The sequence below is a fragment of the Achromobacter sp. MYb9 genome (genome assembly GCF_002975275.1).
In the GTDB taxonomy this organism is placed as follows: domain Bacteria; phylum Pseudomonadota; class Gammaproteobacteria; order Burkholderiales; family Burkholderiaceae_B; genus Achromobacter.
The window spans coordinates 416,798-433,341 of the sequence record NZ_PCOQ01000002.1; the positions used below are offsets into that span (position 1 = coordinate 416,798).

Annotated in this window: 14 protein-coding genes; 6 read left to right on the forward strand and 8 right to left on the reverse strand. The window is 65.9% G+C overall.

What is annotated here, in order from left to right; all coding sequences use genetic code 11:
* Window positions 1–166 precede the first annotated feature (166 nt).
* A complete protein-coding gene (gene ilvA, locus CQ050_RS06235; protein WP_105555922.1) occupies window positions 167–1,675 on the reverse strand; it encodes a threonine ammonia-lyase, biosynthetic in 1,509 nt (502 codons plus the stop codon).
* A gap of 158 nt (window positions 1,676–1,833) precedes the next feature.
* Between ilvA and CQ050_RS06240 the strand changes: the two genes are divergently transcribed.
* Together CQ050_RS06240 and CQ050_RS06245 are read left to right on the forward strand one after the other, a co-directional pair.
* A complete protein-coding gene (locus CQ050_RS06240) occupies window positions 1,834–2,370 on the forward strand; it encodes a YqaA family protein (RefSeq protein WP_105555923.1) in 537 nt (178 codons plus the stop codon).
* Between the two features lie 131 nt (window positions 2,371–2,501).
* A complete protein-coding gene (locus CQ050_RS06245; RefSeq protein ID WP_105555924.1) occupies window positions 2,502–6,461 on the forward strand; it encodes an FAD/FMN-binding oxidoreductase in 3,960 nt (1,319 codons plus the stop codon).
* A gap of 74 nt (window positions 6,462–6,535) precedes the next feature.
* Here the strand turns inward: CQ050_RS06245 and CQ050_RS06250 are convergent, their stop codons facing one another.
* Together CQ050_RS06250 and CQ050_RS06255 are read right to left on the reverse strand one after the other, a co-directional pair.
* Window positions 6,536–7,504, reverse strand: a complete 969-nt coding sequence (locus CQ050_RS06250) for a tripartite tricarboxylate transporter substrate binding protein (protein ID WP_105555925.1) — start codon at window positions 7,502–7,504, stop codon at window positions 6,536–6,538.
* Window positions 7,505–7,670: 166 nt separating this feature from the next.
* Window positions 7,671–8,390 (reverse strand): YggS family pyridoxal phosphate-dependent enzyme, encoded by a 720-nt coding sequence (locus CQ050_RS06255; protein ID WP_105555926.1) that lies wholly within the window; start codon window positions 8,388–8,390, stop codon window positions 7,671–7,673.
* A 197-nt stretch (window positions 8,391–8,587) separates the two neighbouring features.
* Between CQ050_RS06255 and CQ050_RS06260 the strand changes: the two genes are divergently transcribed.
* Window positions 8,588–9,829: a PLP-dependent aminotransferase family protein gene (locus CQ050_RS06260; RefSeq protein WP_105555927.1), complete on the forward strand. Its 1,242-nt coding sequence runs from the start codon at window positions 8,588–8,590 to the stop codon at window positions 9,827–9,829.
* Between the two features lie 179 nt (window positions 9,830–10,008).
* A complete protein-coding gene (locus tag CQ050_RS06265) occupies window positions 10,009–11,025 on the forward strand; it encodes an amino acid ABC transporter substrate-binding protein (protein ID WP_105555928.1) in 1,017 nt (338 codons plus the stop codon).
* Window positions 11,026–11,037: 12 nt separating this feature from the next.
* Here CQ050_RS06265 and CQ050_RS06270 read toward each other — a convergent pair whose 3' ends face one another.
* The 3 genes from CQ050_RS06270 to dprA all read right to left on the reverse strand — a co-directional run bounded on the left by CQ050_RS06270 (window position 11,038) and on the right by dprA (window position 13,639).
* Window positions 11,038–11,511, reverse strand: a complete 474-nt coding sequence (locus CQ050_RS06270; protein WP_105555929.1) for a hypothetical protein — start codon at window positions 11,509–11,511, stop codon at window positions 11,038–11,040.
* Window positions 11,508–12,416, reverse strand: coding sequence for a hydroxymethylglutaryl-CoA lyase (locus CQ050_RS06275; protein WP_105555930.1), 909 nt, complete (start codon window positions 12,414–12,416; stop codon window positions 11,508–11,510). The genes CQ050_RS06270 and CQ050_RS06275 overlap by 4 nt, the downstream gene beginning before the upstream one ends.
* A 110-nt stretch (window positions 12,417–12,526) precedes the next feature.
* Entirely contained in the window at window positions 12,527–13,639 is a 1,113-nt protein-coding gene (gene dprA, locus CQ050_RS06280) for a DNA-processing protein DprA (RefSeq protein WP_105555931.1), read from the reverse strand.
* 227 nt (window positions 13,640–13,866) lie between these two features.
* Between dprA and def the strand changes: the two genes are divergently transcribed.
* Both def and fmt read left to right on the forward strand, forming a co-directional pair.
* Window positions 13,867–14,379 carry a peptide deformylase gene (def, locus tag CQ050_RS06285; RefSeq protein WP_105555932.1) on the forward strand — a complete coding sequence of 171 codons (513 nt, stop codon included), beginning with the start codon at window positions 13,867–13,869 and terminating at the stop codon, window positions 14,377–14,379.
* 43 nt (window positions 14,380–14,422) lie between these two features.
* Window positions 14,423–15,364, forward strand: a complete 942-nt coding sequence (gene fmt / locus CQ050_RS06290; RefSeq protein ID WP_105555933.1) for a methionyl-tRNA formyltransferase — start codon at window positions 14,423–14,425, stop codon at window positions 15,362–15,364.
* A 4-nt stretch (window positions 15,365–15,368) separates the two neighbouring features.
* Here fmt and CQ050_RS06295 read toward each other — a convergent pair whose 3' ends face one another.
* Window positions 15,369–15,887, reverse strand: coding sequence for a class IV adenylate cyclase (locus tag CQ050_RS06295; RefSeq protein ID WP_105555934.1), 519 nt, complete (start codon window positions 15,885–15,887; stop codon window positions 15,369–15,371).
* 22 nt (window positions 15,888–15,909) lie between these two features.
* On the reverse strand, window positions 15,910–16,536 hold the full coding sequence (locus CQ050_RS06300; protein ID WP_105555935.1) for a pyridoxamine 5'-phosphate oxidase family protein: 627 nt from the start codon (window positions 16,534–16,536) through the stop codon (window positions 15,910–15,912).
* Between the last annotated feature and the right edge of the window lie 8 nt (window positions 16,537–16,544).

Sequence of the window (16,544 nt, forward strand, 5' to 3'; positions counted from 1 at the left end):
GCATCCGGCCGGGCCTTGCTGAATGCGCGGCTTATCTCCGTAAGCCGCCGAGTGACAGCGACCCCCCCCGCTTATTTGGGTCCGGCCGGGCGTGTTTGACGTACAGAAGGGAAGGGCCTCCGCAAGGAGGCCCTCTCGCATTGGGGCGGCAGGCAGCGCCGGGCGCTTACAGGAACAGCTTGTAGGCCGGGTTGTCGGTCTCGTTCCAATGCGGATAGCCGAGTTCGGCTACGAACGAACGGAATTGTTTCTTGTCCGCCGCGGGCACCTGGATGCCGATCAGGATGCGGCCGTAGTCGGCGCCCTGGTTGCGGTAGTGGAACAAGCTGATGTTCCAGTTCGGATTCATCGCATTCAAGAAACGCATCAGCGCGCCCGGGCGTTCCGGGAATTCAAAGCGGTACAGCAATTCATCGCGCGCCAGGGCCGAACGCCCGCCGACCATGTGGCGCAGGTGGGTCTTGGCCATTTCGTCGTGCGTCAGGTCCAGCGTGTCGAACCCGTGGCGGCGGAAATTGGCGGCGATCTTGTCCGGCTCGGCGGCGGACGACACCTGGATGCCGACAAAGACGTGGGCGCGGTCGGCATCCGAGATGCGGTAGTTGAATTCGGTGACGCTGCGTTCGCCGACCAGTTCGCAGAAACGGCGGAAGCTGCCGCGTTGCTCGGGCATCGTCACGGCAAAGACGGCCTCGCGCATTTCGCCCACTTCGGCGCGTTCGGCCACGAAGCGCAGGCGGTCGAAGTTCATGTTCGCGCCGCAGGCGATGGCCACCAGCGTCTTGCCCTTCAGGTGGTGTTCGGCCGCGTACTGCTTGGCGCCGGCCACCGCCATGGCGCCCGCCGGTTCCAGCACGCTACGCGTGTCCTGGAAGACATCCTTGATCGCGGCGCAGATGGAATCGGTGTCGACCACCACGAAGTCGTCGACGTATTTGCGGGTCAGCTTGAAGGTTTCGGCGCCCACCATCTTGACGGCCGTGCCATCGGAGAACAGGCCCACATCGCTCAGTTGCACGCGACGGCCGGCGCGCACGCTGCGCAGCATGGCGTCGGAGTCCTCGGTTTGCACGCCGATGATCTTGATCTCGGGCCGCAACTGCTTGATATAGGCGGCCACGCCGGAAATCAGGCCACCGCCGCCGATGGCGACGAAGATGGCGTCGATGGGGCCTGGGTGCTGGCGCAGGATCTCCATGCCCACCGTGCCCTGGCCGGCGATCACGTCGGGATCGTCAAAGGGGTGGACGAAGGTCAGCTTCTCTTTCTTTTCCAGGATCTGCGCGTGCGCGAAGGCATCGGTGAAGCTCTCGCCCGCCAGCACGACTTCGCCGCCCAGCCGGCGCACCGCGTCGATCTTTACCTGCGGGCTGGTCGTGGGCATGACGATGACGGCGCGGCACCCCAGCCGGCTGGCGGCCAGCGCCACGCCCTGGGCGTGGTTGCCGGCCGATGCCGCGATGACGCCGCGGTTGCGCACGGCGGGCGCAAGGTTGGCCATCTTGTTGTAGGCCCCGCGCAGCTTGAAGCTGAAAACCGCCTGGGTGTCCTCGCGTTTGAGCAGGACCGTGTTTGCGATCCGCGCGGATAGCTGGGGCGCCGGTTCCAGCGGCGATTCGACCGCGACGTCGTAAACCTTCGAGGTCAGAATGCGTTTCAGATAATCAGTGGACATGGACTGCGGCAGGGACAAGAGTGAGGACGTGGGCAGGATTATTGCAGGGAAAGCCGGGTTGCCCGAAAGGTTTATGGCCAGAATGACGCCGCGTGGACGGCGAAGGCGCGATCGATTCCTGATCGTTACGTGCTTGGGCGCGGCTACACTCGCTCATCATGGAAGAAAGCCTCTTATCCGCTGTTCACTGGCTGTTGGGAATGCTGGCGCTGCCCTCGGTGGGCCTGTCGGCCATTTTCACGGTGTCGCTCGTGTCCGCCACCTTGCTGCCGCTAGGCTCCGAGCCGGCGGTGTTCGGCTACATCAAGTTGTCGCCTGACATGTTCTGGCCTGCCGTTCTGGTGGCCACCGCGGGCAATACCGTGGGCGGGGCGATCAGCTATTGGATGGGCCTGGGCGCTGAAAAGGCCGTCGAGCGCTGGAAGGAAAAGCACCCCCATCCGCACCCCGACGCGACCGAAAGCGGCCGCATGCGCGGGCGCTGGAACGAGCGGGCGCATGACTGGATCCACCGCATGGGGCCGCCGGCCTTGCTGCTATCTTGGCTGCCCGCGGTGGGCGACCCGCTGTGCGCGGTGGCGGGATGGTTGCGGCTGTCGTTCTGGCCGTGCGTGCTGTATATGGCCATCGGCAAATTCCTGCGTTATCTGGTGATGACCGCCAGCTTGCTGTGGTTCTTTCCCGGGCAGGTTTGAGGCTGACTGAAAGCTTAAATGGGGACGCATTGGTGCCGTTTCCCCACGCTTTTGGCCGGCTTCCTAGGGGTATTTGGGGTCAAGTCCGGCTGATGGCATAAAATAATTTTTTATGGGCCCCTCTTGCCGCCATGAACGCCCCACTCGCTAGCCACATCTTGAACGGGGCGATGCCGCCCGCAGCACCCGCGCGATTGCGCGAAATTCCCTACAACTACACGTCGTTTTCCGACCGCGAGATTGTCGGCCGGCTATTGGGCGAAGACGCCTGGAGCCTGCTGTCCGACCTGCGCGGCGAACGCCGTACCGGCCGCTCCGCGCGGATGCTGTACGAAGTGCTGGGCGACATCTGGGTCGTGCGCCGCAATCCGTATCTGCAGGACGACCTGCTGGACAACCCCAAGCGCCGCAAGCAGCTCATCGACGCCTTGCATCACCGCCTGGGAGAGATCGACCGCCGCCGCGAACCGGGCACGCCCACCGAGGAAGGCCACGATCCGCACCGTGACGAAAAGGTCGTTGGCCTGCTGGCCCGCGCCCGTTCCGCCATCGCCGCGTTCGAGGGCGAATTCGACCAGACCACCATGATGCGCAAGCAGGCGCAGAAGGTGCTGGGCCGCATCACGGCGCGCGACAACATCAAGTTCGACGGCCTGTCGCGCGTGTCCCACGTGACGGACGCGACCGACTGGCGCGTGGAATACCCGTTCGTGGTGCTGACGCCGGATTCCGAAGACGAGATCGCCGCGCTGGTCACGGCCTGTATCGAGCTGGGCCTGACCATCGTCCCGCGCGGGGGCGGCACCGGTTATACCGGCGGCGCCATCCCGCTGACGTGGAAGTCGGCCGTCATCAACACCGAGAAATTCGACAAGCTGGGCAAGGTCGAGTCCTGTATCTTGCCCGGGCTGACCGAGCCCGTGGCCGTCATCCATGCCGGCGCCGGCGTGGTGACCAAGCGGGTGTCGGAAGCGGCCGAAGCCGCCGGCTTCGTGTTCGCGGTGGACCCGACGTCGGCCGAAGCGTCTTGCGTGGGCGGCAACATCGCCATGAACGCGGGCGGCAAAAAGGCCGTGCTGTGGGGCACCGCGCTGGACAACCTGGCCTGGTGGCGCATGGTCGATCCGGACGGCAACTGGCTGGAAGTCACCCGCCTGGAACACAACATGGGCAAGATCCATGATGTGGAGCTGGCCCGTTTCGAACTCAAGTGGTTTGACGGCAAAGGCAAGCCCGGCGAACGCCTGCTCAAGACCGAAACGCTGGAAATCAAAGGCCGCGTGTTCCGCAAGGAAGGGCTGGGCAAGGACGTCACGGACAAGTTCCTGGCCGGCCTGCCGGGCATCCAGAAGGAAGGTTGCGACGGCCTGATCACGTCCGCGCGCTGGGTGCTGCACCGCATGCCGCGCCACACGCGCACGGTCTGCATGGAATTCTTCGGGCAGGCGCGCGACGCCATCCCGTCGATTGTCGAGGTCAAGGGCTACCTGGACGGCGAAGGCCGCGCGCGCGGCGCCATCCTGGCCGGGCTGGAACACCTGGACGAACGCTATCTGCGCGCGGTCGGCTACGCCACCAAGAGCAAGCGGGGCGTGCTGCCCAAGATGGTCCTGATCGGCGACATCGTCGGCGACGACGATGACGCCGTGGCCGCTGCCGCCAGCGAAGTCGTGCGCCTGGCCAACACGCGCCACGGCGAAGGCTTTGTGGCCGTCAGCCCCGAGGCGCGCAAGAAGTTCTGGCTGGACCGCTCGCGCACCGCCGCCATCGCGCGCCACACCAACGCCTTCAAGATCAACGAAGACGTGGTGATTCCGTTGCCCCGCATGGGCGAATACACGGATCACATCGAACGCATCAATATCGAACTGTCGACCAGCAACAAGTTGAAGCTGCTGGGCGCGCTGGACGCCTACCTGTGCACCCCGCTGCCGGTGGGCAAGGCCGACGACGCCGATATCGAAAGCACTCGCGCCGAAGTGCTGGCCGACCGCACGCGCCAGGCGCTTGAGCTGCTGGGCAGCGTGCGCCAGCGCTGGCAATGGCTGCTGGACAACCTGGACCTGCCGCTGGCGCAGGCGTTGCCGGACCTGCAAGCGCTGGGCCTGGGCGACGTCCATGCCACGCTGACGGACCGCTTGGCCGCGCAACCGACCGCCCGAGTGTTCGACGTGGTGCAGGACCGCACGATCCGCGTGTCCTGGAAGGTCGAAGTGCTGCCCGGCCTGCAGCGCGCGTTCTCCGGCGCCGCTTACAAGAAGATCGTCGATGAGCTCGTCGCCATCCACGGCCGCGTGTTGAAAAGCCGCGTGTTCGTCGCGCTGCACATGCACGCCGGCGACGGCAACGTGCACACCAACATCCCGGTCAACTCGGACGACTACGAAATGCTGCGCGAGGCCCATCAGGCCGTCGACCGCATCATGCAGATCGCCCGCGACCTGGACGGCGTGATCTCCGGCGAGCACGGCATCGGCCTGACCAAGTACGAATTCCTGACCGAAGCCGAACTGGCGCCGTTCCAGGACTACAAGCGTCGCGTCGACCCCAACGGCCACTTCAACGCCGGCAAGCTGATGCCGGGCGCCGACCTGCGCCACGCCTGGACGCCCAGCTTCAACCTGATGGGCCACGAGTCGCTGATCATGCAGCAAAGCGACATCGGCGCCATCTCGGAATCCATCAAGGACTGCCTGCGTTGCGGCAAGTGCAAGCCGGTGTGCGCCACCCACGTGCCGCGTGCCAACCTGCTGTATTCGCCCCGTAACAAGATCCTGGCGACGTCGTTGCTGGTTGAAGCCTTCCTGTACGAAGAGCAGACCCGCCGCGGTGTCAGCCTGAAGCACTGGGAAGAATTCGAAGACGTGGCCGATCACTGCACGGTCTGCCACAAGTGCTACAACCCCTGTCCGGTCGATATCGACTTCGGCGACGTGTCGATGAACATGCGCGCCGTGCTGCGCCGCATGGGCCGCAAGTCGTTCAACCCGGGCACGGCCAGCGCCATGTTCTTCCTGAACGCCAAGGATCCGGCCACGATCAACGCCACCCGCAAGGCGATGGTGGGCGTGGGCTACAAGGTGCAGCGCGCCGCGCATGACCTGTTCTCGGGTCTTGTGAAGAAGCAGACGGCCAAGCCGCCGGCCACCGTTGGCAAGCCGCCGCTGCGCGAGCAGATCGTGCACTTCGTGAACAAGAAAATGCCCGGCGGGCTGCCCAAACAGGCGGCGCGCAAGCTGCTGGACATCGAAGACGCGAACTACGTGCCGATCATCCGGGACCCCAAGGCCACGACCGCCGACACCGAGGCCGTGTTCTATTTCCCTGGCTGCGGTTCCGAACGCCTGTTCTCGCAAGTCGGCCTGGCCACGCAGGCCATGCTGTGGCATGCGGGCGTGCAGACCGTGCTGCCGCCGGGCTACCTGTGCTGCGGCTATCCTCAGCGCGGCAACGGCATGACGGACAAGGCCGAGCAGATCATCACCGACAACCGGGTGCTGTTCCACCGGGTCGCCAATACGCTGAACTACCTGGATATCAAGACGGTGGTGGTCAGCTGCGGCACCTGCTATGACCAGTTGTCGGGCTATGAATTCGACAAGATCTTCCCGGGCTGCCGTCTGATCGACATTCACGAGTACCTGCTTGAAAAGGGCATCAAGCTGGAAGGCGCCAAGGGCGTGCGGTACATGTACCACGACCCCTGCCACACGCCGATGAAGCTGCAGGAGCCGATGAAGACGGTGCGCGCCCTGGTGGGCGACGACGCCGTCAAGAGCGACCGCTGCTGCGGCGAGTCGGGCACCCTGGCGGTCAGCCGGCCGGACATCTCCACGCAAGTGCGCTTCCGCAAGCAAGAAGAACTGCTGAAGGGCGATGCCGCGCTGCGCAGCGACGGCTTCGCGGGCGACGTGAAAGTGCTGACGTCCTGCCCGTCCTGCTTGCAGGGCCTGTCGCGCTATGAAGGCGACGTCAAGATGGAAGCCGACTACATCGTTGTCGAAATGGCCCGCCACATCCTGGGCGAAGGCTGGATGGAAGACTACGTGAAACGCGCGAACGCGGGCGGCATCGAGCGCGTGCTGGTGTAAGCGGCACGAGCAAGCCGCCTTTGCGCAAAAAAAAACGCGGCCAGCGATGGCCGCGTTTTTTACGTCTTGCCGGATCACTCCAGCTTGATGTTTGCCTTCTTGATGACGTCGGCCCAGGCGCTACGCTCCTGTTCGGCATACGCCTTGAAGTCCTGCGCGGACATCGGCATGGGGATCACGCCCATGTCCAGCATCTTTTGCGATACGGCGGGGTTTTTAAGCGTGGCGTCCAGATCGGCCGACAGTTTCTTGACCACGGCTTCCGGCACGCCGGCCGGGCCGACCAGGCCTTGCCATGCATAGGCGGTGAAGTTGGCCACGCCTTGTTCGGCCATCGTGGGCGTGTCGGGCAGCACGGACACGCGCTCGGGGGTGGCGGCGGCCAGGACGCGCAACTTGCCGGCCTTCACGTTGGGCAGGCCCGAGGCCAGGTCGATGAACATCACGTCCACCTGTCCGCCCAGCAGGTCCTGGATGGCGGGGGCGGCGCCCTTGTAGGGCACGTGCAGCAGGTTGGCGCCCGTGCGCTGCTTGAAGAGCTCCAGCGCCAGGTGATGCGGCGAGCCCGCGCCGGCGGAGGCCGCCGTCAGCTTGCCCGGTTCCTTCTTGGCGGCGGCCAGCACGTCGTCGACCGTCTTGTACGGCGAATTGACGTTCACGGCCAGCAACAGCGGGAACTTGGCGATGCCGCCGATGTAGGTGAATCTGGCCGGATCGTAGGACAGCTTCGCGTACAGCGACGAGTTGAACGCCAGCGTGCCGGAGTCGGCCGTGCCGATCAGGTAGCCGGTGGGCTCGGCTTGCGCGATGGCCGTGGCGCCGATGATGGTGGCGGCGCCGGGGCGGTTTTCAACGACGATGGTCTGGCCCAAGGGCTTTTCCAGCCCACTGGCGACCGTGCGGGCCACCACGTCCGTGCCGCCGCCGGCGGGGTAGGGCACGATCCAGCGGATCGGCTGCGTGGGCCAGGATTGGGCGGATGCCGTGGCGGCGGCCAGCGACAGGGCGGCCAGCGCCAATAGGCGCCGTGCGGGGTTCTGCATGGGGTGTCTCCTCGTGCGGGGTCTGTATTGAGCGCGACGCCAGTGGCAATCGAGTCTTGCGCCGTCAGTGTGCGTCGCTATTTTTGCGACGCTATTATGCCTCGCGTTGCCACCGGAAAGGCGGGGTCATGCCCCCCGGTTTTCCCGCACAGCACCCCGCCGCGGGCTACTGCGGATCCGGGTAGGTGCGCGCCCCGAAGATCGCCGTGCCGATGCGCACTTCGGTCGACCCTTCCTCGATCGCCAGTTCGAAATCGCCGCTCATGCCCATCGACAAGCGATCCAGCGAGATCCCGGCGATGTCTTCGGCGCGTAACTGGTCGCGTAGTTCGCGTAGCGCGCGAAAGCAGGCGCGGACTTCCTCGGGGTCAGGCGAATTCACGGCCAGCGTCATCAAGCCCTTTACCCGCAAGGTGGGGAATTCGGCGGCGATGCGCCGCAGGAAGGCGGCCACGTCTTCGGGGGCCATGCCAAACTTGCTGGGTTCCGCCGAGGTCTTCACCTGCACCAGGACGTCCAGCGTGCGGCCTTCGTTCAGCAGCCGGCGGTGCAGCGCTTCGGCCAGGTCGGGCCGGTCCAGGGACTGGACTTCGGTCGCGTCGCGGGCGGCGTCTTTGGATTTGTTGGTCTGCAGGTGCCCGATCAGCACCCATTGCAGGCCCTGGCCGCTCAACGCGGCGGCTTTCTGGCGAATTTCCTGCGTCTTGTTTTCGCCAAACCGGGTCAGGCCCAGCGCCATGGCTTCGCGGATCGCGTCCACGTCGAAGGTCTTGCTGACGGGCAGCAGGACGACGCTGTCGGGCGCGCGTCCGGCGCGCGCGCACGCGCGGGCGATGCGTTGCTGGATATGGGCGAGGCGCCCGGCCATGGTGTCTACGACGGTCATGCAGCTCTCTTGCAGGAACAGGATGTCCCATAGTGTAGGACTGCGCAGGATCGTTTCGCCACACTGGCCGCTTTCGCCGTTGACCCTGCGTAATCGGCAGGCTTAGAATTTATGGAGATTTGTTTATATTTCAATGTTCTATGCCACCTGTGCCGCCCGCCGGACGACACGGTTTCCCCCCTTTCCAGTCCCCCGCCATGTCCAGCGCTGCGCCAGAATACGCCTTTGCCACGCCTTTCCTGAATCCCCCCGCTTCCCCCATCCGATCGCTCATGCCCTACGCCATGCGGCCGGGCACGATCTCGCTGGCGGGCGGCTACCCCGCGCAAGAGCTTTTCGATGTGGAAGGCCTGTCCATCGCGTCGACCCAGGTGCTGGCCCGCCTGGGCGCCTGCCTGCAGTATTCCAATATCGACGGCCAGGCCACCCTGCGCCACGAATTGGCGCGCCTGTCCGCCGCGCGCGGCCTGCAATGCAACGCCGACACCGAACTGATGGTGACCGGCGGATCGCAGCAGGCGCTGGCGCTGCTGACCCGCGTGATGTTGCAACCCGGCGACCACGCCATCATCGAATCGCCCGCCTTTCCGAATTCCGTCCAGGCCCTGCGCTATACGGGCGCCACCGTGCATACCGTGCCCTCCGGGCCCGACGGGATCGATGTGGACGCGCTGGACGAGCTGGCCAGCCGGATCAAGCCGAAGATGGTCTGCGTGGTGGCGTCGTTCTCGAACCCGTGTGGCGCGACCCTTACGCGCCAGCGCCGCCTGCGGCTGCTTGAACTGGCGGTGAAGCACCGTTTCCTGATCGTCGAAGACGATCCCTACAGCGAATTGCGCTTTGCCGGCGAGGCGGTGCCGCCCATCGCCGCCCTGGCCGAGGGCGAGGCCCGGCATTGGGCGGTGTATCTGGCCAGCATGTCCAAAACGATGGCGCCCGCGCTTCGCATCGGCTGGCTGGTGGCGCCGCCCGAGATCCGCCGCCGCTGCGTCGGCGCCAAGGCGGCCGACGACATGGCTTCGTCCGCCTGGATCCAGGAAGTCGTGGCGCAATACCTTGCCAATGGCCGCTACGAAGAGCACGTGCCGCGCATTCGCGCCGCGTATGGTCGGCGTTGCGACGCGATGGCGGAATCGCTGGCCCGCGAACTCAACGGCCGCGTCCGCTTCAGCAAGCCCGAAGGCGGCATGTTCTTCTGGGCGCGCCTGACGGGCGACGTGGATGCCACGCGCCTGTTGCCTTACGCAATCGAGCACGAAGTGGTTTATGTGCCCGGCAAGGCGTTCTACGCCAATGCGGATCAGGCGGACCTGTTCGCCATGCGCATGTCGTTCGCCACCATGAACGAAAGCCAGATCGCCCAGGGCATGGTCCGGCTGGGCCGCGCGCTCGATGCCTGCGAAGCCAACGAACCCGTGTCGATTTCGCTGGCGGCTTGATCCGGGCCACGCCCGCCCGCGCACGGCGTGGCTATGCTGAAGGCCGGTTCCGCCGTGCCCGCATCGGGCGGCGGACGGGCATACCTAAATAAGCGCTTGTTATTTGGCGTGGGCGCTTCATGTCTATAAGCTTCTCGCCTCGGCGCGTTCCCGCGCCCGGCATAACAGGAATCCAGGTCATGAACATTGCAAAAGGATTGGCGGGCGCGGCGCTCTTGATGGCGGCGGCGCAAGGCGCGCAGGCGGCAACACTGGACGTCGTGCGTCAGCGCGGCGCAGTGGCTTGCGGCACGACCACGGGCTTCGCAGGTTTTTCGGCGCCCGACGCGCAAGGCAAATGGCAGGGGCTGGACGTGGATCTGTGCCGCGCCATCGCCGCAGCGGTTTTCGGCGACGCCGACAAGATCAAGGTGGTGCCGTTGAATTCTCAGCAGCGCTTCACCGCGCTGCAATCCGGCGAAGTCGACGTGCTGACGCGCAACACCACCGTGACGCAGCAGCGCGATACCGCGCTGGGCATCATCCACGCTGGCATCAACTTCTACGACGGCCAGGGCTTCCTGGTGCCCAAGTCGCTGGGCGTGAAGAGCGCCAAAGAGATCAACGGCGCCACCATCTGCCTGCAGACCGGCACGTCCAACGAGAACACGCTGGCCGACTGGGCGCGCGCCAACAACGTGACCTACAAGCCGGTGGTGATCGAGACCTTCAACGAAGTGGTGAACGCGTTCGCCGCGGGCCGCTGCGACGTCTTTTCCACGGATGCCTCGGGCCTGGCCTCGATCCGTATCTCGAAGCTGCAAAATCCCGACGACTACATCGTGCTGCCCGAGATCATCTCGAAAGAGCCGCTGGGCCCCTTCGTGCGCCAGGGCGATGATGCCTGGCTCAATATCGTGCGCTGGTCGTTGTCGGCAATGATCGAAGCCGAGGAATACGGCGTGACGTCCAAGAACGTGGACGAACAGGCCAAGAGCACCAACCCCAACATCAAGCGCATCCTGGGCGTCACGCCCGGCGGCGGCGCCAATCTGGGGCTGAACGAAAAATGGGCCTACAACATCGTCAAGCAGGTGGGGAACTATGGCGAGAGTTTCGAGCGCAACGTCGGCCAGGGTAGCCCGCTGAAGATCAAGCGCGGCCTGAATGCACAGTGGACGCAAGGCGGCTTGATGTACGCGTTGCCGATCCGCTGACCGGCTACCTCGTCATCCCCGCCGATACAGCTGCGCGATTTTCACAAAGGCGCTGCGCAATTCGCGCGTGCCTCCCTGGAGGATCACCGGCCGTCCCCGGTGGGTGAACACCACCAGCCGTTTCGAGAACAGCATGGGCACGAAGCGCGCGTAGCGCACGTCTTCCCAGGCGACTTCGCGGCGGGTGAACCACGTCTGGCGCAGGCCGCGTTCATCGATGGTGGTGATCGACGTCTGCATGTGCCACGACACGAACAGCAGGCCCACGAAGCACAGCACCACCACCACCGCCAGCACGGTATCGAACGGCTGCGCGGGCGCGCGGATGGCGGTCGTCACCACCTGCACGCCCAGCACCGCCAGGATCACCCATGCCAGGATGCGCACCCAGTCGGGCCATGCTTGGCCCGACAGTGGCAGCGGGCCGATGTCGCGCAGCAACGCTGCGCGATCTTCCATGGCGGGGGCGGTGTCAGGCGTGGTCATGCGGCCCGTTTGGCGGCGATCGCGTTGCCGGCCCGGCTGGAACCCTTGCGGTTCAGATGGGCTGACATCCATTGGCCGATGTCGACCACGGCGTCAAAGTCCACGCCGGTGTCGATGTCCAGGCCGCGCAGCATGTAGAGCACGTCTTCGGTGGCGACGTTGCCGGTGGCGCCCTTGGCGTAGGGGCAGCCGCCCAGGCCGGCGACCGACGTGTGGAAGATGGAAATGCCGGTTTCCAACGCGGCCAGAATGTTGGCCAGCGCCTGGCCGTAGGTGTCATGGAAGTGGCCGGACACGCGGGCCGGGTCGACCACGCGCGTGACCGCCGTCATCACGTCGCGCACGCGCTGCGGCGTGCCCACGCCGATGGTGTCGGCCACGTCGATCTCGTCGACGTGCATCGCCAGGTAGCGCTGCGCCACGTCGACCACGGACGCCACGGGAACGTCGCCCTGGTAGGGGCAGCCCAACGCGCAACTGATGCTGCCGCGCACGCGGATGCCGGCTTCGCGCGCGGCTTGCACCACGGGTTCGAAGCGGGCGATGGACTCCGCGATGGAACAATTGATGTTCTTTTGCGAGAACGCTTCGCTGGCGGCGCCGAAGATCACGATTTCGTCCGCACCAGCGGCCAGCGCGCCTTCGAAGCCCTTCATGTTCGGGGTCAGCACTGAATAGATCGTGCCGGGCCGGCGTTCGATGCGTGCCATCACGTCGGCGCCGTCGGCCATCTGCGGCACCCACTTGGGCGATACGAACGAAGCGGCTTCCACATTGGGGAAGCCCGCGGCCGCCAGCCGGTTGACCAGTTCCACCTTGATGTCGGTGGGCACGAATTCCTTTTCATTCTGCAGACCGTCGCGAGGCGACACCTCGACGATCTTCACGCGGGAGGGCAAAGCCATGTCTCTTCCTGGTTCGGTATTGGGTGACGCGGCGCGCAAGGCTGCGGCGCTTGCGTCAATATTAGCGCCATCGCGCGGCAGTTCGCTTACGCCGCGCGGGGAATGCGGCCCTACTTCAGCCGTTGGTAGCGGCCATCGTCCAGACGGGCGACGCGGCCCTGTAATTCCAGTTCGACCAGTTGTGCTTGCAGGTCGCCGGTATTCAGTGTCAGACGCGTTTGCAGGGTGTCCAGGTGCAGCGGGTCGAAGCCAAGCGCTTCCAGCACGGGATGGTCGGGCAGCGGGGCTTCGGGCCGGGGCGCGGCGCGCACGGCGGGGGTGGGGCCGGCGCCCAGTTCATCGGTGATGTCGGCCGCGGTTTCCACCAGCTTGGCGCCTTGGCGGATCAGCGCATGGCAGCCGCGCGACAAGGGGGAATGGATAGAGCCAGGGATGGCGAAGACCTCGCGTCCGCTTTCACCGGCCAGCCGCGCCGTGATGAGCGAGCCGCTTTGCTTGGCCGCTTCCACTACCAGCACGCCGCGCGCCAGCCCGGCCACAATGCGGTTGCGTTTGGGAAAGTGCGGCGGCAAGGCCCCGGTGCCCAGTGGAAACTCGGAAACCAGCGCGCCATGCGCGGCGATGCGGTGCGCCAGGTCGCGATGGCGGGCGGGGTAGATGCGGTCGATGCCGGTACCCATGACGGCTACCGTGCCCGCGCCCTCCGGACCGGCGTCCAGCGCGCCTTCATGCGCCGCCGCATCGATGCCCAGGGCCAGTCCGCTGACGACGCGCCAGCCGTGCGCGGCCAGGTGGCGGGCGAAGGCGCGGGCGTTTTCCTGGCCGCCGGGCGTGGCGTTGCGGGCGCCCACGACGGCCAGCGACGGGCCTTGCAGATAGGCCGGGTCGCCGGCGACATAAAGCAGGATGGGCGGATCCGCGATGGTCAGCAGGCTTTGCGGATAGGTGGGGTCGGCCAGCGTCAGGATGTGCCGGCCGGGGACGCTGACCCATTCCAGCGCGTTGTCTACCTGCGCCGCCATGTCTTCGGGCATGGGCGCGGCCAATTGGCGCGCCAACGCCTCGGGAACATGGCGCACCAGCGCCGTGGCCCGTTGCGCGTAAATCTGTTCGGGCAGGCCCAGGGCGCCCAGCAGCATGCAGGCGGTGGCGGACCCGATATTGGGTTCCAGGGACAGCCGCAGCCAGGCGGCTAGTTCGGCGGAAGAATGCGTGAGCGGCATGGGGCAAGCGAGTAAGGCGTCGAAGGGTGCATGAGTGTCGCATGCGGGGCAGGACGGGCCCTGCGGGAGCGGGACGGAACTGTCGCGGCGGCCCCGCCGCACGGGCCTGAATAAACCGGGGACGCAGCAATGCCCGCAATGCTCGACTTAGCCGAAAACTATTAGAAATCAAGACTCTAATGAATTAAACTCTTAGGTAAGCATCAATCACTGGCGATACCCCTTCAATGGCTTTACTTCCTATCCTTCGCTACCCGGACCCGCGCTTGCACAAAAAGGCCAAGCCGGTAGCCGAAGTCGACGACCGCATCCGTCAACTGGTGCGCGACATGGCCGAAACCATGTATGACGCGCCCGGCGTCGGCCTGGCCGCGACCCAGGTCGATGTGCACGAGCGCGTCGTCGTGATCGACGTGTCCGAGGACAGCAATGACCTGCTGACCCTGATCAACCCCGAGATCACCTGGCGCAGCGACGACTACAAGATCTACGAAGAGGGCTGTCTGTCCGTGCCCGGCGTTTACGACGAGGTCGAACGCGCGTCGCGTATCCGCTGCAAGGCGCTGGACATCGACGGCAAGCCGTTCGAGTTCGAAGCCGACGGCCTGCTGGCCGTGTGCGTGCAGCACGAGCTCGACCACCTGGAAGGCAAGGTCTTCGTCGAATACCTGTCCAACCTGAAGCAGAACCGCATCAAGACCAAGCTGAAGAAAGCCGAGCGCGAAGCGCTGCGCGACTGACGAGAAGCCCCCTCCCCAACCCGCTTGCCTTGTTCTTCATCCCATGCGCCTAGTCTTTGCCGGCACGCCGGAGTTCGCCCGTATCGCCTTCGACGCCTTGCGGGCCGCAGGTCACGACATTGCCCTCGTCATGACGCAGCCCGACCGCCCGGCCGGACGGGGGCTGAAGCTTTCGCCCAGCCCGGTCAAACAGGCCGCGCTGGATGCGGGCATCCCCGTCGCTCAACCGCGCAGCCTGCGCCTGGACGGCCGCTATCCCGACGAAGCCGCCGAGGCCCGTGCGCTGCTGGAACAGGTGGCGCCCGATGTGATGGTGGTGGCGGCCTACGGCCTGATCCTGCCGCAATGGGTGCTGGATCTGCCGCGCCTGGGTTGCCTGAACATCCACGCCAGCCTGCTGCCGCGCTGGCGTGGCGCGGCGCCCATCCAGCGCGCCATCGAAGCCGGCGATTCGCAGACGGGCGTGACGATCATGCAGATGGATCAGGGCCTGGATACCGGTGACATGCTGCTGGAGCGCGTGGTGCCCATCCTGGGCGATACCAATGCGGCGCAATTGCACGACGCATTGGCCCTGGCGGGCGGCGAGGCCATCGTTGAAGCACTGGCCGCATTGGCCCAAGGCGGCCTGACCCCGATCAAACAGCCCGAAGCCGGCGTGATCTACGCAGCCAAGCTGGACAAGGCGGAAGCGGCATTGGATTGCACCCAGTCGGCTGAATTGCTGGAACGCCGCGTGCGTGCCTTCAACCCGGTGCCCGGCGCCAGCATTCGCCTGCCCGGCTTGTCCGACCCCGTGAAGGTCTGGCGCGCGCAGGCGCTGGCGTCGTCGACGTCGGGGGAGCCCGGCAGCGTGTTGCGCGCCGATGCCTCGGGAATCGATATCGCGACGGGCAATGGCGTGCTGCGCCTGCTTGAATTGCAGAAAGCCGGCGGCAAGCGCCAGCCGGTAGACGTCTTCGTGCGCGGCTGGCAGCCGGCCTGAACGTTCAAGTCCGGCGGTCGGCCAGCAAGTCCAGGTAGGCGCCCGACAGCAGCTGCGTGGGCGCCACGCCCAGGCTCTGCATCAAGGTCCGGGCTTCTTCCATGCCGGCTTCGGCGCTTTCGCCGTCGCGCAGCACCACTTCCAATTCCAGGAATTCCCCCAGGCCCTCCACGTTGTCCAGGTGGATGCGGGTGCGTCCGGCCATGAACACCGTCCGCTGCTTTTTCACGCGGCCGATCGCGCCGTAGGCCCGCGTAAGCGCGTCGCGCAAGGTGCTGGGCGAATTGGTCGGCGAGATGACGTAGAAGCTCTCTTTGGGCCCGGTATCGTCGGCGCGCTGATAGAAGATCAGTTCACCCGTGCCATCGGCGAACGCGCGCAGCTTCAGCCGGCCGTGGGTGCAGGTGAAGAAGGTGTCGTCCTGGGCAATGAAAACCGGTTCTTGCCCGGACAGCGCGGCGGCCAGGGGCTCGATGGCCGCCAGGCTGTCGACCTGCGCCTTGATTTCCACGTTGCGTGCCATGCGGAGCGTCCTTCTTCCAGCGTCAATACAGGGTGCCGGCCACGCGCCCGGGCAGGTCGCGATCGTAGGTGGCGCCGTCGAAAGTGCCGGCGGTCAGGTCCGACAGGATGCGGCCGACGCTGGGCAGGGCGCTGCGCGGCACCTGCGTCGCCGGATCCCACAGGCGCGAGCGCAACAGGGCGCGCGAGCACTGGAAGTACACCGTCTGCACGTCCACGATCAGCACGGAGCGCGGCAGCTTGCCGTCGATCTCGAAGCGCGTCAGCAGCGCGGGTTCCACGCTGATGCGCGCCGTGCCATTCACGCGCAGGGTCTCGCCCACGCCAGGCACCAGGAACAGCAACGCCACGCGGGGATCGGTCAGGATGTTCAACAGGCTGTCGACGCGGTTGTTGCCGCGGCGGTCGGGCAGCAGCAGCGTCTTTTCATCTTCGACCACCACGAAGCCCGCCGGGTCGCCGCGCGGCGAAGCGTCCAGCCGGCCGGGGCCGGACGTGGCCAGCACCGCGAACGGCGCGGCTTCGATGAAGGCCTGATAGTGCGGATGCACGTGATCCACTTCCTTCTTCAGCGAGGCTTCTCCGGGCGAGCCATACAGCGCCTGCAAGGCGGCGGCGTCGGTGATGAGATGAGCGGGATCGGTGTGCATGGCGGGGT